Consider the following 22,763-nt stretch of genomic DNA (forward strand, 5'->3'; position numbering starts at 1 on the left):
GATGATCCGCAACGACGTCGCCATCACCCCGGAGCTGGTCAAGGAGCACGGGCTGAAGCCTGACGAGTACGACCGCTTCGTGAAGCTCATCGGCCGCGAGCCGACGCTCACCGAGCTCGGCATCGTCTCCGCCATGTGGAACGAGCATTGCTCGTACAAATCCTCGCGCATCCATCTGCGCGGCCTGCCCACGAAGGCCCCCTGGGTGATCCAGGGGCCGGGCGAGAACGCCGGCGTGATCGATATCGGCGACGGCCAGGCCTGCATCTTCAAGATGGAAAGCCACAACCATCCGTCCTTCATCGAGCCATATCAGGGCGCGGCGACGGGCGTCGGCGGCATCCTGCGCGACGTCTTCACCATGGGGGCCCGCCCGATCGCGGCTTTGAACTTCCTGCGCTTCGGCGAGCCGGATCATCCCAAGACGCCGCACCTCGTCTCGGGCGTGGTCGCCGGCATCGGCGGCTACGGCAACTCCTTCGGCGTGCCGACCGTCGGCGGCAGCGTCGGCTTCGACAAGCGCTACAACGGCAATATCCTCGTCAACGCCATGGCGGTCGGCCTCGCCCGCACGGACGAGATCTTCTACGCGAAGGCCACCGGCGTCGGGAATCCGATCGTCTATCTCGGCTCCAAGACCGGCCGCGACGGCATCCACGGCGCGACCATGGCGTCCGCCGAGTTCGACGACGCCTCGGAGGAGAAGCGTCCCACGGTGCAGGTCGGCGACCCCTTCGCCGAGAAGCTGCTGCTGGAGGCCTGCCTCGAGCTCATGAAATCCGGTGCGGTGATCGCGATCCAGGACATGGGCGCGGCCGGCCTCACCAGCTCTGCGGTGGAGATGGGCGCGAAGGGCAATCTCGGCGTCGAGCTCGACCTCGACAAGGTGCCCTGCCGCGAAGAGGGCATGACCGCCTACGAAATGATGCTGTCCGAGAGCCAGGAGCGCATGCTCATGGTGCTCAAGCCCGGGATGGAGAGGCAGGCCGAGGCCATCTTCCACAAATGGGGGCTGGACTTCGCCGTGATCGGCAAGACAACCGACACGCTGCGCTTCGTCATCAAGCACCAGGGCGAGGTGAAAGCCGATCTGCCGATCAAGGAGCTCGGCGACGAGGCTCCGATCTATGACCGTCCGTGGGTGGAAAGCCCCAGGCAGCCCGTGATCTCGGCCGAAAGCGTCCAGGCGCCGGTCTCGGAGGCCGAGGCGCTCCTGCAGCTCGTCGGCTCGCCGGACCAGTGCTCCAAGCGCTGGGTCTGGGAACAATACGACCACCTGATCCTCGGCAACACGGTCCAGACTCCGGGCGGCGACGCCGCCATCGTGCGCGTCGAGGACGGCCCGAAGGGGCTGGCGCTGACCACCGACGTGACGCCGCGCTACTGCGAGGCCGATCCCTTCGAGGGCGGCAAGCAGGCGGTTGCGGAAGCTTGGCGCAACATCACGGCCGTCGGCGGCCTGCCGCTGGCGATCACCGACAACCTCAACTTCGCCAGCCCCGAGCGGCCCGAATCCATGGGCCAGTTCGTCGGCTGCCTCAAGGGCATCGGCGAAGCCTGCCGGGCTCTCGACTTCCCCGTCGTGTCCGGCAACGTCTCGCTCTACAACGAGACCAACGGCCAGGGCATTCTCCCCACCCCGGCCATCGGCGGCGTGGGACTGCTCGACGATGTGACGGTCAACGCCTCCATTGCGTTCAGGAACGAGGGCGAGGCGGTCATCCTGATCGGCGCGACGGCAGGCTGGCTCGGCCAGTCGATCTATCTGCGCGATGTCTGCGGGCGCGAGGAAGGCGCTCCGCCTCCGGTGGATCTCGCCGAGGAGAAGCGCAACGGCGACTTCATCCGCCAGCTCATCCGCTCCGGACAGGTGAAGACGGTTCACGACTGCGCCGACGGCGGCATCGCGCTGGCGCTGGCCGAGATGGCGATGGCGGGCGATATGGGCGCCGAAGTCACGGCCGTTCCCGAGAACATGCCGCTTCACGCCTTCCTGTTCGGCGAGGATCAGGCGCGTTATCTCGTGTCGGTCGACGAGGATGCGGCCGCCGATATCCTCTACGCGGCAGGGGCCATTGGCATTCCCGCCGTGACGATCGGCGTCACGGGCGGCGATTCGTTGATTCTGCCGGGCCATCAGGCCATATCCGTGAGGCAGCTGAAGACCGCCCACGAGTCCTGGCTGCCCGAGTACATGGCCGGAGAGGCCTGAGGAGTTCCGATCCATGGCAATGGATGCACGCGATATCGAAAGCATGATCAAGACCGCCCTGCCCGATGCGGTCGTCGAAATCAGGGATCTGGCGGGCGACGGCGACCATTATGCCGCCACCGTCACCTCCTCGGCCTTCAAGGGGAAATCCCGCGTTCAACAGCACCAGATGGTCTATGCAGCGCTGCAAGGCCGCATGGGTGGGGCGCTCCACGCCCTTGCATTGACGACGCTGACACCCGACAATTGAGACACGAACCCGGCGCCTTGACGGCCCAAGATCCATCTGCTCCGCATTTTCTTCGCAAAGCCGGACCCGCTTTTGCGGAAAAGCCGGGGAATACAGGAGACTTCCATGGCTGATGCCAACCAGATCATCGACAACGAAGTGAAATCCAACGACGTCGTGCTGTTCATGAAGGGCACGCCGCAGTTTCCCATGTGCGGATTCTCGGGCCAGGTGGTCCAGATCCTCAACTATCTCGGCGTGCCCTATAAAGGCGTCAACGTGCTCGAGGACGAGACCATCCGCCAGGGCATCAAGGATTATTCCAACTGGCCGACCATTCCCCAGCTCTACGTGAAGGGCGAGTTCGTCGGCGGCTGCGACATCACCCGCGAGATGTTCCAGGCCGGCGAGCTGCAGCAGCTCTTTACCGACAAGGGCATCCCGGTTCAGCAGAGCGCCTGACCGTCTCACTCCCCGAAACACGACTGCATCAAAGCGGGGCTTCGACCTCGCTTTTTTGTTGCGCGTATATCCCGGGAAAACGCGTTTTATGTCGCATTCCGAATAACGGCCCGACTTCCTACATAAGCCCTGAGACACGGCCGCCCAAAAAACACAACCGGGCGGCGCAATCGGGGGTCTTTCCATGTTCGAGCAAGAAACGACGAATGTCGTCGCGTTCAAGCCGCGCAAGCCAGCGGCCGCGCAACACCATCCCAAAACCCTGATCGAACGCATCTACGCCGCAGGCTCGCTCGCCGTGCGGGCGGACGATGCCGCCACCAAGATGGCGGCCACGATGCTGCAACGCCTCGGCTTTCTCGTAATCGAAGCCATTTCGGCCGACGGAGCGCCGCATCGTCTCGAGCCCGGCGAAACCCGTCAGGCCATGGACCGTCCCTGGCGGCTCTCGAAGCCTGCCTTCTCGGGCGAGCAGGGCCAGCCCGACGGCGAAGGCGCTTTCCGGTCTTAGAGCATCGGACGCGGGAAGTGGACTTGTAAAAAAGTGGACTTGCACTTTTGGGTTTGAATCCGATGCGTCCGCTAGAGCATCGGACGTGAAAAGTGGAATCCACTTTTAGGATCGAATCCGATGCCCCCTTCCTGGAAAACGCGCATCGTATAAGCGAAAAACCGGATCCACTTTTCGCACGATGCGCTAAGAGCGTCCCAGCGCCGTGCGGACGAACGCGATGGCGTCCGGAGAGGCCCATTCCGCCGGGCCCTTCAGGAGCGCGATCTCGCAACCCGTGGCGTCGACGATGAAGGTCGTCGGCAGCCCGACCACGTGGCCTGTCTTCTGCAGGGTCTGGAGCACCTTGCCTGATGGATCGGCATAATAGGCCAGATTCCTGATGCCGTTGTCCTGCAGCCAGGCCCTGGGCTTGTCGGGATTGCGGGTATCGACATTGATGGCGACCACCTGGAAGTCGCCGCCGCCGAACTCGGCCTGCAGCTTGTCGAGGGCCGGCATTTCCTGGCGGCAGGGCACACACCACGTCGCCCAGAGATTCACGAGGATCGTCTTGCCCTTGAAATCGGCCAGGCTCAGAGCCTGCCCGTCCGAACCGGCAAAGCTGATCCCCGGCGGTGGCTTGGGTGCGCTGCTCACGCCGAGAGCGGCCAGTTCGCCCTTCGCAAGCGGCTTCAGATTGTCCGCAGCGGCGTTCGAGGCGCGGCATTCGCCCGCCTGGGCGATTCCGGCCCCATCGTGCGAGAGACCGTACCAGGCCGCGCCTCCGGCCAGGAGCGCGACGGCGGCAAGACCGGCAACCCAAGGGCGGCTGCGGGTTTTCACAGGGTCCGATGCGTTCGAGGTTTCCGGTGCGTTCGACATGGGCCCGATGTGGCTCTTTTTCGGCCAAGCCTCAAGCCCCCGTGGGGAAATCTCTCATCACGATGCCGTGGACGGGCGAAGCGTCGGGACAGGGATGACGAAGCCCCACCTTGCCTCTCGCATTGCCCATCGGTTCCCGTTATGGTGCGGCCATGTTTCGGAGCCTCTCGATGTCGACCTGCGTTTCCCTTTCCCGTACGGCCCTCGTGGCCGGCCTCATCGTTCTCGGCCTTTCGGCCTGCGGCCGCCGCGGCGCGCTCGAGCCGCCGCCGAACGGATCCGCCACGGCTCAGCCCCAGCAGCAAGACGCCGAGGGCCAGGCTACGCTCCCCTCCCCGGTCGGCACGCCCCGCTCGAAACCCAGCCGCGCCTATACCGTCCCCAACAAGCCCTTTATTCTCGATCCGCTGCTCTAAGGCAGACGACCCATGCACCATTTCGCCTATCGCGACGGCGTCCTCCACGCGGAGGATGTCAGCCTGCACCGCCTCGCGGACGAGGTCGGGACCCCTTTCTACTGTTACTCGTCGGCGACGCTCGAGCGGCATTATCGCGTCTTCGCGGAAGCCTTCGCGGGAACGGATGCTCTCGTCTGCTACGCCATGAAGGCGAATTCCAACCAGGCGGTGCTCAGGACCCTGGGCCGCCTGGGCGCGGGCATGGACATCGTCTCGGAAGGCGAGCTGCGCCGCGCGCTGGCGGCCGGGGTGCCGGGCGAGCGGGTGGTGTTCTCAGGCGTCGGCAAGACCCGGGCCGAGATGGCCTTCGCCCTCGACAGCGGCATTCTTTGCTTCAACGTCGAATCGGAGCCTGAGCTGGAGGCGCTCTCGGACGTGGCCCTCTCCAAGGGCCGGCGCGCGCCGGTCTCGATCCGAATCAACCCGGACGTGGACGCCAAGACCCACAAGAAGATTTCGACCGGAAAGTCCGAAAACAAGTTCGGCATCCCGATTTCCCGCGCCCGCGAGGTCTATGCCCGCGCGGCAGGGCTGAAAGGCCTCGAGATCACCGGCGTCGACATGCATATCGGCAGCCAGATCACGGATCTTTCGCCCTTCGACAACGCCACGGCCCTTCTGGCCGAGCTCGCCCGCGACCTGATGGCCGACGGGCACAAGCTCCATCATATCGATCTCGGCGGTGGCCTCGGCGTGCCTTACCGCGACGACAACGAGCCGCCGCCCGATCCACAGGCCTATGCGCAGATCATCAAGCGCCACACTAAGGATCTCGGCCTCAAGCTCGTTTTCGAGATGGGCCGCCTGATCGCCGGGAATGCAGGCGTTCTCGTGGCGAAAGTCATCTATGTGAAGGAGGGCGCGGACCGCACCTTCGTGATCGTCGACGCGGCCATGAACGATCTCATCCGCCCGACGCTCTATGACGCCTATCACAACGTCAAGCCGGTGGCGGAGCCTTCGGCCGATACCCCCCGCATCGTCGCCGACGTGGTCGGCCCGGTCTGCGAGACGGGCGATTACCTTGCGCTCTCCCGCGACATGCCGGCCGTGAAGCCGGGCGATCTCATCGCCGTCATGACGGCAGGCGCCTATGGGGCGGTTCAGGCCAACACCTACAACACGCGTCTGCTCGTGCCGGAGGTTCTGGTGCGCGGGATGGACAGCGCCGTCGTGCGGCCGCGTCCGACCTACGAGGATCTCATCGGCCTCGACCGCGTTCCGGACTGGCTGTCCTGATCATTGAGGGAAACCCCTCCGTCGGAGAAACGCCCCTATCCGAACAAAAAACCCCGGTGGATCTCCACCGGGGTTTTTAGTGTTACACGCCTCTACACGAGCCGGACGACCTTAGAAGACGAAGAAGTCCGCATTGGTCATCTTCAGGCCCTTGTCGAGCTGGGCGAACTTGACCGCGGCAACCCGACCCGAACCGTCCGCGTCGTAAGAGAGCGCGCCGGTCTTGTTGTCGTAGATGATATGGTCGTTCTTGTCCTTCGCCTTCGAGCCGACGGTGAAGAAGTCCTTCTTGAGGGTGCCCGTCTGGGTGAGCTTGCGGAAGATCGCATTCTCCAGACGGATCGTATCGTCCTTCACGCTGAAGTCGGTGATCGTGTCCACATTGAGCGTCTTGTTCAACGCGGTGTTGAACACGAAGGAGTCCCGGCCGGTGCCACCGGTCAGCACATCCTTCCCCGAGCCGCCCACCAGGGTGTCGTTCTCGGCGCCGCCCTTGAGCACGTCCTTGCCGGCGCCGCCCGAGAGCAGGTCCCTGCCCGCACCGCCGACGAAGGTCTCGTTCGCATCGGTGCCGTTGACGACCTCTGGGCTCACGTTGCCGAGATTGATGGTGAAGGTCTTCAGCGTGACCAGCCCCGTATCGTCCTTGGCCTCGACGGTGACCGTGTGCGACCGGGCCTGCTCGTAATCGAGCTTCAGCCCGTTCTTGACGACGATCTGGCCGTTCACGATGTCGAAGCGGCCGCCCGCATCGTCCACGAGGCGGAAGGACACATGATCCCCGTCGTCCTGGTCGGTGGCAGTAAGGTCGCCGACGACCGTGCCGTTCTGGGCCAGCTCGTTCACAGTCGGGTTCGCCGGGGTGAGCGCCACGTTCTCCGGGGCTTCCTCGGTGTTGTAGGCTCCGATGATGATCGACTTCACGAAGGAATGACCGGCGGCATCGGTGACCTTCACCCACAGCTCGTGGAGGCCGACCTGGGCGTCGTTCAAGGCCGCCTTCACCTTGATCTTGTTGCCCACGATCTCGAAGAAGTTGTTCTGCGCCTCAGTCGTGCCGGTCTGATCGGTGACCAGGGTGTAGGTGAAGGTATCCCCCGCGTCGTCGTCGTCCGCCGTCAGCGTGACGAACTCCTTCCCGACCGGCGCGTGCTCGGCGACAAGACCGCCCGTGACGTGGATGTCGGTCGGAACATGGTCGTTCTCGTCCGTAACGGTGAGGATGATGTCCTGGGTATGCGGCGCGTTGGCGCCGTCCGAGACTCTTACCCGGATCGTGTGCTGGCCGATGGCCTCACTGAGATCAGCCTTCACGCGCACCTCGTAAACGCCCTCGTCGTTCTCCACGATCTCGAACAAGGCGTCGTCGACCGGATTGCCGGCGGCATCCACGATGACGAAGGTGTGGGTGCCCCCGTCATTGGACCCGAGCGTGCCGACCACGTCACCGATCCCGGCATGCTCCGAGACAGTCTGGCTCGTCAGGGTCACGCTCGTCGGAGCGATCCTGTCGATGGTGACCGTCTTCTCGGTGGTGGTCTCGTTGCCGGCGGCATCCTTGGTCACCACCGTGACGGTGTAGGTGCCGTCCTCCAGATCGGTCGCGTCGAAGGTATAAGCCCCCGCCGTCGCGGTCAGCGTGAGGTCGACGTTGCCGATCTTGGCCGACACGATGGCGGCGTCGGCAGCCGGCGTGATCGCCACCGGCACGGCCGCGGTGACCTCTGCCGCGCCCAGGTGATCGTCCACGGTGATGACAGCGGCGGCCGGAGCCGTGGTGTCGAGGGTGAACGTGATCTCGACCACCTCCGACAGGTTGCCGACGGCGTCCTTGACGCGGACTTTGACCGTGTGCTCGCCATCCGCCAGCTCGGTCGGATCGTAGGTGGTGCTCCACTCGCCGCCTTCCTCCACCTGATACTCGACGGTGTCGCCGTCAGCCACGTTCCCGATCGTCAGGGCGCCATCGTTGGTGCGCAGATCGCCGGCGGTGCCGCTGTCCGTCGTCAGCGCCACGGTCGGATTCGCCGGGACCACCCGGTCGATGGTGATCGTCCTGGTGGTGGTGGTCTCGTTGCCGGCGGCATCCTTCGTCACCACGACGATCTCGTGTTCGCCCTCGTCCATATCGGTCGCATCGAAGGTATAGTCTCCGTCCGTGAGCGTCAGATCGACACCGTCGATCTTGGCCGACACGATGATGGCGCCGTTATCGGGCGTGATCGCCACCGGCACGGCCGCAGTCGCCTCGGCCGCCGTCAGAAGATCGTCCACGTCGATACCGGCATTCACCGGAGGCGTGGTATCGAGCGTGAAGGTGACCGTAGCCACGTTTGACACGTTGCCGGCGGCGTCCTTGACGCGGACTTTGATCGTGTGATCGCCATCCGCCAGATCGTCCGGATCGTAGGTGGTGCTCCACTCGCCGCCTTCCTCGACCTGATACTCGACGGTATCGCCGTCAGCCACGTGCTCGATCGTCAGGGCGGCGCTGTTGGTGATGCCGTCGTCGTCGGCGGTGCCGCTGTCCGTCGTCAGCGCCACGGTCGGAGCGGCGGGCGCCGCGGTGTCGAGCGTGAAGGTGATCGTGGTGACGCCCGAGACGTTCCCGGCCGCATCGGTCGCGCGGACCTCGACCGTGTGCTGACCATTCGTCAGATCGTCCGGATCGTAATCCTCGCTCCAGTCACCGTTGTCCAGCCGGTACTCGACCCTGGCGCCGTTCTCGGCCGCGACCGTCAGCGCGCCATCGTTGGTGCGCAGGTCGCCGGCGGTGCCGCTGTCCGTCGTCAGCGCCACGGTCGGAGCGGCGGGCGCCGCGGTGTCGAGCGTGAAGGTGATCGTTGCCTCGCCCGACAGGTTATCGTCCGCGTCCCTGACACGAACTTTGATCGTGTGCTCACCATCCGCCAGCCCGGTCGGATTATAGTTGGCGCTCCACTCGCCGCCTTCCTCCACCTGGTACTCGACCGTGGCGCCGTCGGCCACGTTCCCAATCGTTAGCGCGGCGCTGTTGGTGATGCCATCGCGGGCGGTGCCGCTGTCCGTCGTCAGCGCCACGGTCGGAGCCTCAGGCACTGCGAGATCGAGAGCGAGGGTTGTCGCCGATGTGTCTTCGGAAACCGCAAATGTGTCCATTGAAACTGCCATAATATTCCCCCTGGTGGTCGCGTATGGAAAGGTCGTCGGGGTGAAGCGTGTATGATGTTACATAGAATCAGTCAATGAAATAACATTTCTTTATTCAACCGATGAACGCCTGTGGCCACCATGCAACATTGAGGCCGAAGATCATGGCCACAACCTGTCCCGAGATCGGCGCGGCATGCACCGAGCGATCCCACCAGCGATGCAAGATCTGCTCCCGGCGGGCCGCTTGCGGAAAGCCGGGAGGACCGGCCGCGTGGATAGACCCGACCGTTCAGATCAAAACTTCTTGACTCCCCGGAGTCATTCCAGACTGGCCATTCCGACCCGACGTGCTAGCTTTCCCAAGGGGGGTGTGGGCACATCTGTGCTACGGAGAGAGTTGGCATGAGCGAAGGCCCGAACCCGTCGCCGGCGCAAAGCACCCTGAGCAGGAGGTTCGGGCGCCTGGTCAACCATGCGCGCTGGTCCCTCTGGTGGGAGGATGCGTGGCCCCGGATCTGGCTGCCGCTCGCCATCGTGCTTCTCTTCCTCACACTCTCGTGGTTCGGCCTCTGGCTCGATGTCAGGCCCTTCTGGCGCTCGATCGGCCTCGGCCTGTTCACGGCCGCGCTTCTGGTCTCCCTCTGGCCGCTGCTGCGTCTGCGGATGCCCAACCGCACACGGGCGCTCGACCGCCTCGACCGCGACACCGGCCTGGCCCACGGCCCGGCCCGGGTGCTCGACGACAACCTGGCGCTCGGATCGGGCGATCCCGGCACCCGGGCGCTCTGGTCGCTTCATCGCAGGCGGGCCGAGGACGCGATCGGGCGGATGCGGGTTGCCCCACCCAGGCCCGACATGCCGCGGCGCGACCGCTATGCATTGAGGGCCGCCGGCGTTCTGGCCCTCGTGACGAGCGCCTTCGTGGCGGGGCCGGAGATCGGCTCGCGCCTGAAGGCCGCCTTCGACTGGCGGGAGGCTTCGGCCTCCGCGCCGGCTTTCCGCATCGACGGATGGATCGACCCGCCGCTCTATACCCGCATGCCTCCGCTGATGATCGACCTCGCGAAGGGCCAGTCCCTGCGCGCGCCGATCCGTTCCACCATCGTCATCCGGGTGGCCGGCGACGGCAAGGCGGAGATCAAGGCCGGGAAGGGCCTGACCGCCCTGCCCCCGAAGGGCGCCCAGCGGGCGGATCTGCGCGAGGAGCGCTACACGCTCGACGGCAGCGGGGAGTTGACCGTCAGCACGGGCTTTGCCCAGAGCGTCACGCTCGAGATCCAAGCCATTCCCGACAATCCCCCCGAAATCGCGTTCGCCGGCCCGCCCGAAGTGAATGCGCGCGGCACCTTCACCCTCGTCTACAAGGGGAAGGACGATTACGGCATCGCGTCCATCGAGGGCCAGGTCGAGAAGGCCGACGGCAGCAAGGGGCGCTCCCTGGTGGCGGCCCCCTCCCTCACGCTCGCCCTGCCGAGCCACGAAGAGAATGCCCCCGAAACCCGCTCTCCCGTCGACCTGACGAACCATCCCTGGGCCGGAGCGCCCGTCACGATCAGGCTCAAGGCCAAGGACGAGGCCGGCCAGGAGGCGACGAGCGACATCCTCACCTTCACGTTGCCGCAGCGGCCCTTCACGAACCCGCTCGCGAAGGCCCTCGTGGAGCAGCGGCGCAACCTTGTGCTCGCTCCCGACGACCGCAAGCGCGTGCAGGTCGCCCTCGACGCCCTGCTGATCGAGCCCGCGATGTTCACGCCGCAATGGGGCGTCTTCCTCGGCCTGCGCACGGCGGCCGAGCGCCTGCGCGCGGCGAAAACCGACGAAGCGCTTCTCGACGTCGCCGACTGGCTCTGGACCATGGCGCTGCAGATCGAGGACGGCAATCTCTCCGATGCCGAGCAGCAATTGCGGGCGGCCCAGGAGCGCCTCAAGGAGGCCATGGATCGCGGCGCCCCGGACGAGGAGATCAAGCGTCTCACCGACGAGCTGCGGCAGGCGATGGACCGGTTCCTGCGCGAGTTCGCCCAGCGGATGCAGCAGAACCAGCAGCAGGGCGACAATCAGAATCAGCGCGCGCCGGACCGGGTGATTTCGCAGGACGATCTCAACCGGATGCTGCAGCAGATGGAAGACGCCATGCGCCGCGGCGACATGGCGGAGGCCCAGCGCCTTCTCGAACAGTTGCGCAACATCCTCGAAAACCTGCAGACGGCTCAGCCCAACAGCCGGATGACCGACCCGCTATCCCGCGAGATGAACCAAGCCATGCGCGACCTCGAAGACATGGCGCGCGAGCAGCAGGACCTTCGTGACGATACGTTCCGGCAGGGCCAGAACCGGCGCATGCAGCAGGGCGACCGCGATGCGCCGCGGCAAGGCCAGCGCCAGCCGGGACAGCGTCAGCAAGGGCAGCGTCAGCAAGGGCAGCAGGGCGGCCAGGAACAGGGCGAGAACGGCGACGGCTCGCAGGATCCGTCCGGGCTGCAGCAGCGGCAGCAGGCGCTGCGCGAGCGGCTTCAGGAACTGCAGCGGCGCATGGAAGGCATGGGCATGCAGGGCGAGCAGGGCTTCAACGAAGCCGAAGGGGCCATGCGGGAGGCGGAAGGCGCGCTCGGCGACGGACAGGACGGTCCTGCGGTCGATGCTCAGGGGCGCGCTCTTGAAAATCTGCGCCGCGGCATGCAGGGCATGGCCCAGCAGATGCAGCAGATGCAACAGGGTCAGGGCGACCAGCAGGCAGGCGATCAGCCCGGCCCGGGCGAGCCTCAGGGTCCCGGACAGGCCGGGCAGCGGAACAACGATCCCCTGGGCCGTCCCACCCGGAGCCGGGACTACGTGGACAACACGCGTGACGGCGTTCCCAACGTCAACGAGTCGCCGGCCCAGCGGGCCCAGCGCATCCTGGAAGAGTTGCGGCGCAAGCTCGGGGATCCGACGAGGCCGCAGGAAGAACTCGATTACTTCGAGCGCCTGCTTCGCAGGAACTAGAGCATCGGACGCTGGAAGTGGCTTCCACTTCTGGGATTGTCTGCGATGCTCCCCTCCTGGAAAGAGCGCATCGTTCTGGCGAAAAACCGGGTCCACTTTTTCGCACGATGCGCTAAGTTCGGGGTTAAGAGGAGCCCACGTCAGACGCTCAAGGCTCCCGCTCGACCGGGCCCGCGACCGCGGACCCGGGCATTCATGGAATCCAGATGACCAGCTTCGCCGACATCATTGTGCCTATCGCGGTTCTCGCCGTGGCGTTCGTCCTGCTGCTCGGCCTCATCAATATGCTGCGCGGCGGCAGCGCCAACAGGTCGCAGCACCTCATGCGGATGCGTGTGCTGCTTCAGTTCCTGACGATCATCATCATCATGGGGGTTATCTGGTGGAGGGCGGTCTAGCCTGCACTGTCTTGACACTTTTCCGCCACGATTTGTATTAAGAGATCATTAGCCATGCAGGCCTACCCTGATGGCCTCTTCGATTTTTCAGCGGCGGATCTCTTCACAATGCGCGTCAGCAAAGCCATCGGTTTGGGGCTTCTCGTCCTTATTGCAGGATCGACAAGTCTCCTCGCTGCCGATGCCAGAAAGCCCTCCGCGCAGGCGCCGAGCCTTCTGTCCGAATTCCGCATGGGCTTCTCCGCGCAGGATCCCTGGGGCCCTGAAGGCGACGACGGCTCCGCGAATCTCACCGGCGAAATCCTTCTCGCGAAGCCCTTCACCGCGTCGGACCTGTTCACGAGCTACTTCATTCCCCGTCCGCATTTCGGCGGCAGCCTGAATTTCGACGATCGGACGAGCTTCGCCTATACGGGCCTGACCTGGACCTTCGACGTGACGCCCTCGCTGTTCGTCGAAGGCAGCATCGGCGGCGCCTTTCACAACGGCAAGAAGGAGGTTCACGATCCCCTCTCGGATCGCCAGTCCCTGGGCTGCTCTCCTCTCTTCCGCGAGTCTGGATCGGTCGGCGTGCGCCTTTCGGCCAACTGGAGCGTGATGGCCACCATCGAGCATCTCTCCAATGCCGGCACCTGCTCCGAGAATCGGGGCTTGACGAATGTCGGCGCACGGGTTGGGTATTCGTTCTGAACGAATTCTCTCGCAACCGGACCGGCCATGGTCGTTCTCAATCGCATCTACACCCGCACCGGGGATAAGGGCACCACGGCGCTGGCCGCCGGGGGGCGCCGTCCCAAGCACGACCTCCGCATCGAGGCCTTCGGCACCGTGGACGAGACCAATGCCTGCATCGGCATGGCTCGCCTGCATGTGCAGGGGCAGCCGATCGATGCCATGCTGAACCGCATTCAGAACGATCTCTTCGATCTCGGGGCCGATCTCGCCACCGTGGAGACGGACAAGCCGCTTCCCTACGAGCCGCTGCGGATTACGCAGGGACAGGTGGATCGGCTCGAGCAGGAAATCGATGCGCTCAACGCCGACCTCTCTCCCTTGCGCTCCTTCGTCCTGCCCGGCGGCACCCCCGCGGCGGCCGCCTTGCATCTGGCCCGCACGGTCTGCCGCCGCGCCGAGCGCAACGTGGTCGAGCTGATGCAGAAGCCCGACGAGACGGTGTCGCAAGAAGTCGTCAAATATCTCAACCGGCTGTCGGATTTTCTGTTCGTCGCGTCCCGCCACGTGAACGGCAAAGGGGCCTTGGACGTCCTCTGGGTGCCCGGTCAGAATCGGTAGGACAGCGCGCGAATGGCCGGTCCAGGCCGATCGCAGGTCCAGCGTTTCGGCAGAACGCATCGTCCTTGCGAAAAACCGGTTCCCACTTTTTCCCACGATGCTCCCTTCCTGGAAAGAGCGCATCGTCCTTGCGAAAAACCGGTTCCCACTTTTTCCCACGATGCGCTAGGAGCCGATCATGTTTGTTCCGCTGCACGACGGCGTCCCGCTCCAGCACATGAAAACCCCGGTCGTGGCCCGGTCCCTGATCGTGGTCTGCACGCTCGTCCATCTCTTTTTCGTCTTCGGGCCCCTCGGCCCGGACGAAATGGTGGCCGGGTTCGGTCTCATCCCGGCGGTTCTCTTCGGCTTTGAAACCCTGCCCTCTGGCTATCCCTTCGTGCCCGCCTGGATGACGCTTGGCACCAACATCTTCCTGCACGGGTCATGGTTTCACCTGATCGGCAACATGCTGTTCCTCTGGGTGTTCGGCGACAACGTGGAGGACGCCATGGGGCATCTGCGCTTCCTGGCCTTCTTTCTCATCTGCGGCGTGGTCGCGAGCTTCGTTCACGCTCTCGCCTCCTTCTCCATGGTGGGGGCCAGCCTGCCCGATTCATTCATTCTGCCTGCTCCGCAGCGCCCTCTCATCGGCGCTTCGGGGGGCGTGTCGGGCGTGGTCGCCGCCTATGTGATCCTCTATCCGCGGGTACGGATCTGGGCCCTGTTTCTTGGCGGCATTCCCCTGCGCCTGCCGGCCTACTGGGCGATCGGCTTCTGGTTCGCCGTGCAGTTCGTGTCGGCCTTCTTCGGCTCCGACGAAGGCATCGGGTGGTTTGCCCATCTTGGCGGGTTCGTGGCAGGCGCTATTCTCATCCCGTTCATGCGTCACCGCTACGATCCGGTTCTGGCCCGCGCCGCGGCCCAGGAACTGCAGACGCCGCGTTGACATTCGAGGGCTTAAGGATACGGTCCGTTCCGCCTTTTTCCTATCTGTCCGGAGGGCTTCCCATGGGCCATTTCCGGACCTGACCTTCAATGAGGACAGACGAATGAAGCTTCTTGTGTGTGTGAAGCGGGTGGTTGATTACAACGTGAAGATCCGGGTGAAGTCGGACGGGTCTGGGGTGGAACTCGCCAACGTGAAGATGTCGATGAACCCGTTCGACGAGATCGCGGTCGAGGAGGCGGTGCGCCTCAAGGAGCAGGGCAAGGCCACCGAGATCGTCGCCGTCTCGATCGGCCCGCAACAGGCCGGCGAGACCATCCGCACCGCGCTCGCCATGGGGGCCGATCGCGGCATCCTGGTCAAGACCGATGCTCCCGTTGAGCCGCTCGCCGTCGCCAAGATCCTCAAGGGCGTGATCGCCCAGGAACAGCCCGATCTGGTGATCATGGGCAAGCAGGCCATCGATGACGATGCCAACCAGACCGGCCAGATGCTCGCCGCCCTGCTGGGCTGGCCGCAGGGCACCTTCGCGTTCAAGGTCAATGTCGGCGAGGGCGCGGTCGACGTGACCCGCGAGGTCGATGGCGGCCTGCAGACGGTCGGCCTCAAGCTGCCGGCCATCGTGACCACGGACCTGCGCCTCAACGAGCCGCGCTACGCGAGCTTGCCCAACATCATGAAGGCCAAGAAGAAGCCCCTCGACGAGACCTCGCCCGAGGCGCTCGGCGTCGATGTCGCGCCGCGCCTGAAGGTGCTCAAGACCGCCGAGCCCGGCGGCCGCAAGGCCGGCGTGAAGGTGGCTTCCGTGGCCGAACTCGTCGCTAAGCTCAAGACCGAAGCCGGCGTGCTCTAAGGGAGAACCAAGAACCATGACCACGTTGCTGATTGCCGAGCACGACAACGCTCAGCTGAAAGATACCACCCACAAGGCGCTCTCCGCCGCCAAGGCGCTCGGCGCGCCGGTGCACGTGCTGGTTGCCGGCGCCAACGCCCGCGCGGCGGCGGAAGCGGCCGCCAAGTGTGGCGGCGTCGAAAAAGTGCTGCTCGCCGACAGCCCGGCTTATGAACATCAGCTCGCCGAGCCGCTGGCGGCGCTGATCGTGGCGCTGGCCGGCCCGTATGACGCCCTGGTGGCGCCCTCGACCTCGACCGGCAAGAACACCATGCCACGGGTGGCGGCGCTGCTCGACGTGATGCAGGTCTCGGACATCACCAAGGTGGTGGCGCCCGACACCTTCGAGCGGCCGATCTATGCCGGCAACGCGATCCAGACCGTGCAGGCGACCGATGCCAAGACGGTGCTCACGGTGCGCACCGCCGCCTTCCCGGCGGCGGCGGCCGCGGGCGGGTCAGCCGCCATCGAGACGGTGAACGCGGCCGAGGATCCGCAGCTGTCGACGTTCAAGGGCGAGGAGATCGCGAAATCCGACCGGCCCGAACTGACCTCGGCCAAGATCATCATCTCGGGCGGACGCTCGCTCGGCTCGGCCGAGAACTTCCAGACCTACATCGAGCCGATCGCCGACCGGCTCGGGGCGGCGATGGGGGCCTCGCGGGCGGCGGTGGATGCGGGCTATGCGCCCAACGACTGGCAGGTCGGCCAGACCGGCAAGGTGGTGGCGCCTGATCTCTACATTGCGGTGGGGATTTCAGGGGCGATTCAGCATCTCGCCGGCATGAAGGATTCCAAGGTCATCGTGGCGATCAACAAGGACGAGGAAGCGCCGATCTTCCAGGTCGCCGATTACGGCCTCGTCGGCGACCTCTTCACAATCCTGCCCGAACTCAAGGAGGAGTTGACCAAAGCCGGTTAATGGGGTCAGGAATAGACGTATGATCGTCATCCGGGCGGCCTGTCCGTCCGGATACTTTAAGCATGGATGGTAGGCGAAGTCAGATGGGTATCGAGATCAAAACGGTGGGCGTGATCGGCGCGGGGCAGATGGGCAGCGGCATTGCGCATGTCTGCTCGCTCGCGGGTTTGAGCGTCCAGCTCCATGATCTCTCCGAGGACCGCATCAAGGCGGGCCTCGCCACCATCAACGGCAACATGGCCCGCCAGGTCGCCAAGGGGGCCATCGCCGACGCGGAGCGTCAGGCGGCGCTCGAGCGCATCAAACCTGCTTTGGGCTATGACGATCTCGCCGTCTGCGACCTCGTGATCGAGGCCGCGACCGAGAACGAGGACGTGAAGCGCAGGATCTTCACCAATCTCTGCCCCTCCCTGCGTCCTGAGACGATGGTCGCGACCAACACGTCCTCGATCTCCATCACCCGCCTGGCCGCAGCCACGGACCGCCCCGAAAAGTTCATTGGCATCCACTTCATGAATCCGGTGCCCGTGATGCAGCTCGTGGAGCTGATCCGCGGCATCGCGACCGACGATCCGACTTACGAATCCGCCAAGGAATTCATCGCCAAGCTCGGCAAGACCTCCACCGTCTCGGAGGATTTTCCGGCCTTCATCGTCAACCGCATCCTGCTGCCGATGATCAACGAGGCGATCTACACCCTCTACGAAGGCGTAGGCTCCGTCGAGGCCATCGACACCGCCATGCGCCTTGGCGCGAACCACCCGATGGGTCCTCTGCAGCTCGCCGACTTCATCGGCCTCGACACCTGTCTGTCGATCATGCAGGTGCTCTATGAGGGTCTGGCCGATTCCAAGTACCGCCCCTGCCCGCTCCTGGTGAAATACGTGGAGGCCGGTTGGCTCGGCCGCAAGACCAAGCGCGGCTTCTACGATTATCGCGGCGAGCACCCGGTTCCGACGCGCTGAACCGTCTTCCTCGCGCCGCCTCGTTTGCCAAGCCGCTTCCCGGAGCTGCTTCCCCTCGCGGGAGCAGCTCTTTTCTTTGCCTCGGCCGCATTCTCGACGGTGAACCGGATCCACTTTACCGAAAAATTCTCTACGGCTCCGGGTGTGAAATCGAACTCACGTCCGACGTTTCAATATTTTGGTCTTGAGAATCTTTTCACGCATGACCGGTTCCCACTTCCCACGTTCGATGCGCTGGAGCATCGGACGCGGGAAGTGGAATTCACTTTTGGGATCAATTCGATGCTCCCTTCTTAAAGAGCGCATCGCTCTGGCGAAAAACCGGGTCCACTTCTTCGCACGATGCGCTAAACGAAGCGGCGGAACAGATCCGCGAAGAAATAGGCCCCCAATCCCCAGAAGGCGGCCCAGGCCAGCGCACCCACGGCATTCGCCAGGGCGAATCGGGGCCAGGGCATGCCGATCGTCCCGGCCAGGATGCCGTTGAGCTGCCGCAGAACCACCACGAAGCGCGCCGTCATCACCATGATGAAGCCCTTCTCGCGGGCCAGGGTCTCCACCCGAGCCAGCTTGTCCGGCGTCAGCTTGATCCGCGGCGCCAGCCACAGCAGCAGCGGGCGGCCGCCGACGCGCCCGATCAGATAGCCGGTGCTGTCTCCCAGCACCGCCCCGAGCCACGCCGCCAGGACGACATGGCCGATGGCCGGATCTCCCCGGGCAGCCAGCAGGGACACGGTGATCAGGGCGCTTTCGCCCGGGAGCGGCACCCCGAAGGACTCGAAGTAGAGCACGACGAAGAGCGCGAGAGCCCCATAGGACGCGATGGCCGCTTCAAGCGACCCGAAACCGTGCTGAAGAATGCTCATGCTCCGCGGGATCCTCTCCTCTGCCGGAGTTAACCGGCCTAGCTTTCTTCCGTTGCGGAAGACCTGCCCCGCTTCCGATTCCTGTGAGGTGCGTCACAAACACCTTTGCATACCAACTTCACAACACCGTCACATTGCCTATAGTCTACTCAGACGGGACTACTCTTCTTTGAGAGGAGGCGATGTGACGATTCGCATCAAACCTGTTGCGAGGCCGGAGGCCAGTCCGGCCCTTATCCTCAATACCGGCGACCGGTCTTTGAGCGATGATCGTATGCCCATCCGTTGTTCGCAGGTTACGATCAAAGCGGCGTTCCTGGATCTCGTGAACGTCAGATCCGAATACGACAAAGCCTTTCGAAGTCCGAGCTCCGAACTTCGCTTCTCTTCGGCCTCCTGGAAAACCCGACCTTTCGCCCCTCCCAAACCCGGCCGTTCCCTGCTTCCACATCGTCCTGCGCATTCCCGGCAAATGCCTCGATGGACGCCTGCGCGGACCGGCAGCCCGCCTCTTTCGGCACAATGGCACGCTGAAATGGGGGGGCTTGCATGAACGTTCCCATCTCCAACCTGAGAACTCTCGTTCTGAATGCGGATCTGCAGCCGCTGAGCTGGGCCCCCTTGTCGATCTGGAACTGGCAGGACGCCTTCGTGGCCGTGATTCAGGACCGGGTCGTTCAGATCAAGACCTACGACGACGTCCTGGTCCACTCCGCCAATCAATCCTTCGAAGTTCCCGCAGTCGTCGCCCTCAAGCGCTATCGCAAGCGCAAGAAGGTCGCCTTCACCCGCTACCATCTGTTCCTGCGGGACGAATTCACCTGCCAATATTGCGGACAGAGGTACGACGCCAAGGACTTGACCTTCGATCACGTCGTTCCCAAGAGCCGGGGCGGCATGTCGGCGTGGAGCAATATCGTCGCCTCCTGCGGCGCCGACAATCTCCGCAAAGGTAGCAAGACCCCGCAGCAGGCCGGCATGAACCTCAGGCGCAAGCCGTTCGAACCGTCTCCCCACGAACTCGACGCCATCGCCCGCCGTCTTCCGCAGGCGCGGGACGATCTGCACCAGACCTGGATGGACTTCCTGTATTGGGATGCCGAGCTCGAAACATAGGCCGGGCCGCCCGCATCCCGCGCCTTAGCGCATCGAGCGAAAAAGTGGCCCCGGTATTCCCTGACGCGGCCCTTCAGGTCCGCTCGAACGATGCGCTCATCTCAGAAGGGAGCATCGGATTCAATCCCAAAAGTGGTTTCCACCTCCCGCGTCCGATGCTCTAACGTGCGAGAGTGAGCCCCTTGCCCGCAGCCGCCTTGGCGGCGAAGGCAGCAAGGGCGAGTGAAATCAGCACATTCCAGCCGGCCAACGACAGACCGAGAAAGCGCCACGCGGCTGCCGTGCAGCTCACCACGCGCGCATTCTGCAGCTGGCTGAGAAAGTCACCCACATTTCCCGCCCCGGCGCCCGAGCCGCCCCCGCAATCGCTGGGCCCGACGAAGAAGCCCCACTCGACACCCGCATGATAAGCCCCGAGCCCCGCGCTCACGAGGAAGATCAACGCGAGGAGCCACAGGCCCGCCCGCGTCCAGGAGGGCGGCAGCAAGGCCGCTACGACCCCCAGCGGCATGGCGACGTAATAGGGATTGCGCTGGATCAGGCACAGCTTGCAGGGCACATAGCCGAACACATGCTCGAACACGAGCGCGCCCCCGATGGTAGCGGCTGCGGCCAGAACAACGGCCAGGGCGGCTTGGCGCATGGTCAGGCGAAGGCGCATGCCTGTTCCCCTCAGAAGAGATAACGGAAGGCCACGAAGCCGCCGATGAAGACGAGAATGGCCACGGTTGCAACCAGATTGAAGTTGTTGTCGATCACTGATTTGATGCGCGGCCCGAACCGGCTCATGAGCAGGGCGACGAGGAAGAAGCGCGCTCCCCGGGTCAGGGCCGAGAGCAGGATGAACCAGCCTAGGGAATAGCCCGCAAGACCGGACGTGATGGTGACGAGCTTGTACGGGATCGGCGTGAGGCCCTTGAGAAGGATCACCCAATGACCGTATTCCGCATAGCCGTGCCGGAACGCCTCGACGCCCTGGGTCAGACCGTAGAATTCGAAGAGCCGGGCCCCGATCGTATCGTAGAAGGCCAGACCGATGGCATATCCCAGAATGCCCCCGAGCACGGACGCGATGGTGCAGATCAGGGCATAGAACCACGCCCGGTCCGGGCGCGCCAGCATCATGGGCACGAGCATCGCGTCCGGCGGCACGGGAAAGAACGAACTCTCCGCAAAGGATACGGCCGCCAATGCATAGGGGGCGGAGGGCTTCGAGGCGAGAGACAGCGTCCAGTCGTAGAGGCGTCTGAGCATGGGATCCCGGCAGGTATCGGTCGTGAGGGCCGTACGCCCCGGTTCTTTGAGCACAAGCGGCCGGGAATAGCGAGAGGCAGGCTCAGCTCAAGCTTTCACATCTGCCTGATTGACCATGCTCGATCCCTCATGGTACTCCGCAGTTCCTTGCCCCTGTGGCGGAATTGGTAGACGCGCTCGACTCAAAATCGAGTTCCGCAAGGAGTGCTGGTTCGATCCCGGCCAGGGGCACCAAGGTTCACGACGCTCCGTACGACCGAGGTTTTTTCGTGCGTGCGTTCCGCGATGCGGCATTCGCTCGTCGCGATCCGACGAGATGCCTGTGCCGGCCGCGATGGAGCGGAAGAATCAGACGCCGCTTTGAAGTGACAGCGGGTCCTCACTGTTCATCTCGCGCCTCGCGATGCCCCGCTGCCCTGCCCTCGTCCGGGCGGGCCGTCCAGCGTGTCGGACGCGGGAAGCGGATCCGCCCTTCTTGAAGGTCATCCGATGCTCTCGTACTGGAAAGAGCGCATCGTTCTCGCGAAAAACCGGGGCCACTTTTTCGCATGATGCGCTAGGTCTGGATCCCCGGCGGAGGGAAGCTTCGACCGACGACCGCGATCTCCCCGTCGCATTCACAAGCTCAGCGGCCACGCTCGACTTTCCGCGAGGACGAACTGGGAAAGAGGACATCCGTATTCGTCCCGGTTCAGATCACAGATCCATTGGGCTACCCCTTTTGCACATTTGGCAAATCAGGAACCTTTTGGGCAAATGGCGCTCGTTGAACGGCCAAGTCCTGTAGCTCGCTAAAATCTGTAAAAGATGCGTGGTGCAGGCGGCCGCAAGAAGCAACGACCAAAGACATGAAGGGGCACTATCATGGACCAAGAAGTCGAATTCGTCGCTCGCGCTCTTTATGAAGCGGAGGACGACGCGCTGCTATGGGATGCGGAGCCGGAAATCCTGAAGGAGGAATTCCGGCGGTATGCGCGTGCGGCCATCGCGATGATGCCGTCGCAGGAACCCCAGGCGCGCAAGAACGAGTTCCCATACGCGGCCTGAACCTTCACTGCGCCACGCAAAACGCCCGTGACGCGCTTTTTCGTCACGGGCGTTTCGAGGTGATGGAGTATCAGCGGTCTCAGCGCATCGTGCGGACCCAGCGGGCCGCGCGAGCGAAAAGTGGCCCCGGTTTTCCGCAAGAACGATGCGCTCCTCTATAGGGGAGCATCGGATTCAATCCCAAAAGTAGGTCCACTTTTTCGTCCGATGCTCTAGCCGCGACGCTCGATGACCGTCACGATCTTGCGTGTCTTCGGCTCCACGATCACGACCTGATCCCGCACGATGACGTAGCGGCATTCAGGCAGGCCGTGGAGGATGCGCACCACGTCGTTCGGGCATGCATGCAGGTGTGTCACGACAGTCTCCGGAACGACGGTGCCGACGCTCACCGTAAAGTTCACGTTGTTCATCGGCTCGGTCCTCACGCTGCTGAAGGCACGCGTGATTTCCGTGCGCTGCTCGCTCGTCACGTTGACGTTGGCAGAGCCGGAGGTGCTGCCGGTCGTGTTGGCAGCTCCGCCTCTCGTGTTGGCTGCTCCGCCTGCGGCGCCCGAGGTCCCGCCCGTCGAGCCGGACGTGGTGCCGCCTGCGGCCGCGCCGCCCGAAGTGCCCGATGTTCCACCCGACGCTCCGCCCGAGGTGCCACCGGAAGCGCCGCCCGAGGTGCCACCGGAAGCGCCGCCCGACGTGCCGGACGAGGCTCCTCCCGACGCGGCGCCGGAGCTCGTGCCCGACGCTCCACCCGAGGTGGTGCCTGCAGCACCGCCCGACGCTCCGCCAGAGGTGCCACCGGAAACGCTACCCGAAGCGCCACCCGACGTTCCACCTGCGCTGCCGCCTGAGCCGCCGCCCGTTTGAGCGATGGCCGCTACGCTTAACGAAAGAGCTGCCGCAGCAACGGTCGCCAACAAAGTTACGCGCATTGAGAACCCTCCATCGACGAGGAGCAGACCCCCTGCCCCTCACATGATCGTATCAACGGAGAGT

At 64.4% G+C, this 22,763-nt stretch carries 22 protein-coding genes and 1 tRNA gene; 17 read left to right on the top strand and 6 right to left on the bottom strand.

The features are described 5' to 3' along the window. The first annotated feature begins 1 nt into the window (after position 1). The 4 genes from purL (at position 2) to AB8841_RS26760 (ending at position 3,414) form a co-directional block, all read left to right on the top strand. On the top strand, positions 2 to 2,212 hold the full coding sequence (gene purL, locus AB8841_RS26745) for a phosphoribosylformylglycinamidine synthase subunit PurL (protein WP_370438769.1): 2,211 nt from the start codon (positions 2 to 4) through the stop codon (positions 2,210 to 2,212). Positions 2,213 to 2,225: 13 nt separating this feature from the next. Beyond that, on the top strand, positions 2,226 to 2,462 hold the full coding sequence (locus AB8841_RS26750) for a BolA family protein (protein ID WP_370438770.1): 237 nt from the start codon (positions 2,226 to 2,228) through the stop codon (positions 2,460 to 2,462). 105 nt (positions 2,463 to 2,567) lie between these two features. Continuing rightward, positions 2,568 to 2,903, top strand: a complete 336-nt coding sequence (gene grxD, locus AB8841_RS26755) for a Grx4 family monothiol glutaredoxin (RefSeq protein ID WP_370438771.1) — start codon at positions 2,568 to 2,570, stop codon at positions 2,901 to 2,903. A gap of 184 nt (positions 2,904 to 3,087) precedes the next feature. Then, on the top strand, positions 3,088 to 3,414 hold the full coding sequence (locus tag AB8841_RS26760) for a hypothetical protein (RefSeq protein ID WP_370438772.1): 327 nt from the start codon (positions 3,088 to 3,090) through the stop codon (positions 3,412 to 3,414). A gap of 186 nt (positions 3,415 to 3,600) precedes the next feature. On the opposite strand, the gene AB8841_RS26765 is transcribed toward AB8841_RS26760, so the two are convergent. Next, positions 3,601 to 4,278 carry a TlpA family protein disulfide reductase gene (locus tag AB8841_RS26765; protein ID WP_370438773.1) on the bottom strand — a complete coding sequence of 226 codons (678 nt, stop codon included), beginning with the start codon at positions 4,276 to 4,278 and terminating at the stop codon, positions 3,601 to 3,603. A 170-nt stretch (positions 4,279 to 4,448) separates the two neighbouring features. Here AB8841_RS26765 and AB8841_RS26770 point away from each other — a divergent pair, with 170 nt between their 5' ends. Both AB8841_RS26770 and lysA read left to right on the top strand, forming a co-directional pair. Beyond that, positions 4,449 to 4,694 (top strand): lipoprotein, encoded by a 246-nt coding sequence (locus tag AB8841_RS26770; protein WP_370438774.1) that lies wholly within the window; start codon positions 4,449 to 4,451, stop codon positions 4,692 to 4,694. A 12-nt stretch (positions 4,695 to 4,706) separates the two neighbouring features. Next, positions 4,707 to 5,975, top strand: a complete 1,269-nt coding sequence (lysA, locus tag AB8841_RS26775) for a diaminopimelate decarboxylase (RefSeq protein ID WP_370438775.1) — start codon at positions 4,707 to 4,709, stop codon at positions 5,973 to 5,975. A 111-nt stretch (positions 5,976 to 6,086) separates the two neighbouring features. Here the strand turns inward: lysA and AB8841_RS26780 are convergent, their stop codons facing one another. Next, complete coding sequence (locus tag AB8841_RS26780) at positions 6,087 to 9,113, bottom strand: Ig-like domain-containing protein (RefSeq protein ID WP_370438776.1); 3,027 nt, start codon at positions 9,111 to 9,113, stop codon at positions 6,087 to 6,089. 396 nt (positions 9,114 to 9,509) lie between these two features. Here AB8841_RS26780 and AB8841_RS26785 point away from each other — a divergent pair, with 396 nt between their 5' ends. From AB8841_RS26785 to AB8841_RS26820, 8 genes are all read left to right on the top strand, one after another. Beyond that, a complete protein-coding gene (locus AB8841_RS26785) occupies positions 9,510 to 12,092 on the top strand; it encodes a TIGR02302 family protein (RefSeq protein ID WP_370438777.1) in 2,583 nt (860 codons plus the stop codon). Positions 12,093 to 12,298: 206 nt separating this feature from the next. Further along, complete coding sequence (locus AB8841_RS26790; RefSeq protein WP_370438778.1) at positions 12,299 to 12,490, top strand: twin transmembrane helix small protein; 192 nt, start codon at positions 12,299 to 12,301, stop codon at positions 12,488 to 12,490. Positions 12,491 to 12,544: 54 nt separating this feature from the next. Next, positions 12,545 to 13,180 carry an acyloxyacyl hydrolase gene (locus AB8841_RS26795; protein WP_370438779.1) on the top strand — a complete coding sequence of 212 codons (636 nt, stop codon included), beginning with the start codon at positions 12,545 to 12,547 and terminating at the stop codon, positions 13,178 to 13,180. A gap of 27 nt (positions 13,181 to 13,207) precedes the next feature. Then, positions 13,208 to 13,783 carry a cob(I)yrinic acid a,c-diamide adenosyltransferase gene (locus AB8841_RS26800; protein WP_370438780.1) on the top strand — a complete coding sequence of 192 codons (576 nt, stop codon included), beginning with the start codon at positions 13,208 to 13,210 and terminating at the stop codon, positions 13,781 to 13,783. A gap of 178 nt (positions 13,784 to 13,961) precedes the next feature. Further along, complete coding sequence (locus tag AB8841_RS26805; RefSeq protein WP_370438781.1) at positions 13,962 to 14,711, top strand: rhomboid family intramembrane serine protease; 750 nt, start codon at positions 13,962 to 13,964, stop codon at positions 14,709 to 14,711. A gap of 103 nt (positions 14,712 to 14,814) precedes the next feature. Continuing rightward, entirely contained in the window at positions 14,815 to 15,564 is a 750-nt protein-coding gene (locus tag AB8841_RS26810) for an electron transfer flavoprotein subunit beta/FixA family protein (protein WP_370438782.1), read from the top strand. 16 nt (positions 15,565 to 15,580) lie between these two features. Continuing rightward, the gene (locus AB8841_RS26815) at positions 15,581 to 16,525 is read left to right on the top strand and encodes an electron transfer flavoprotein subunit alpha/FixB family protein (RefSeq protein ID WP_370438783.1); all 945 of its coding nucleotides are present in this window, start codon (positions 15,581 to 15,583) and stop codon (positions 16,523 to 16,525) included. A gap of 83 nt (positions 16,526 to 16,608) precedes the next feature. Beyond that, complete coding sequence (locus tag AB8841_RS26820; RefSeq protein ID WP_370438784.1) at positions 16,609 to 17,490, top strand: 3-hydroxybutyryl-CoA dehydrogenase; 882 nt, start codon at positions 16,609 to 16,611, stop codon at positions 17,488 to 17,490. 347 nt (positions 17,491 to 17,837) lie between these two features. On the opposite strand, the gene AB8841_RS26825 is transcribed toward AB8841_RS26820, so the two are convergent. Further along, a complete protein-coding gene (locus tag AB8841_RS26825; protein WP_370438785.1) occupies positions 17,838 to 18,356 on the bottom strand; it encodes a DedA family protein in 519 nt (172 codons plus the stop codon). Positions 18,357 to 18,905: 549 nt separating this feature from the next. On the opposite strand from AB8841_RS26825, the gene AB8841_RS26830 reads away from it, so the two are divergent. Next, positions 18,906 to 19,472 (top strand): HNH endonuclease, encoded by a 567-nt coding sequence (locus tag AB8841_RS26830; RefSeq protein WP_370438786.1) that lies wholly within the window; start codon positions 18,906 to 18,908, stop codon positions 19,470 to 19,472. 160 nt (positions 19,473 to 19,632) lie between these two features. Here AB8841_RS26830 and AB8841_RS26835 read toward each other — a convergent pair whose 3' ends face one another. Both AB8841_RS26835 and AB8841_RS26840 read right to left on the bottom strand, forming a co-directional pair. Next, positions 19,633 to 20,133, bottom strand: a complete 501-nt coding sequence (locus tag AB8841_RS26835; protein WP_370438787.1) for a disulfide bond formation protein B — start codon at positions 20,131 to 20,133, stop codon at positions 19,633 to 19,635. An 11-nt stretch (positions 20,134 to 20,144) separates the two neighbouring features. After that, the gene (locus AB8841_RS26840; RefSeq protein WP_370438788.1) at positions 20,145 to 20,726 is read right to left on the bottom strand and encodes a YqaA family protein; all 582 of its coding nucleotides are present in this window, start codon (positions 20,724 to 20,726) and stop codon (positions 20,145 to 20,147) included. Positions 20,727 to 20,875: 149 nt separating this feature from the next. On the opposite strand from AB8841_RS26840, the gene AB8841_RS26845 reads away from it, so the two are divergent. Next, positions 20,876 to 20,960: transfer RNA gene (locus AB8841_RS26845), tRNA-Leu, on the top strand. Between the two features lie 630 nt (positions 20,961 to 21,590). After that, a complete protein-coding gene (locus AB8841_RS26850) occupies positions 21,591 to 21,773 on the top strand; it encodes a hypothetical protein (RefSeq protein ID WP_370438789.1) in 183 nt (60 codons plus the stop codon). 212 nt (positions 21,774 to 21,985) lie between these two features. On the opposite strand, the gene AB8841_RS26855 is transcribed toward AB8841_RS26850, so the two are convergent. Further along, a complete protein-coding gene (locus AB8841_RS26855; protein WP_370438790.1) occupies positions 21,986 to 22,699 on the bottom strand; it encodes a DUF1236 domain-containing protein in 714 nt (237 codons plus the stop codon). Positions 22,700 to 22,763 lie beyond the last annotated feature (64 nt).

Source organism: Microvirga sp. TS319, assembly GCF_041276405.1.
Taxonomy (GTDB): Bacteria; Pseudomonadota; Alphaproteobacteria; order Rhizobiales; family Beijerinckiaceae; genus Microvirga.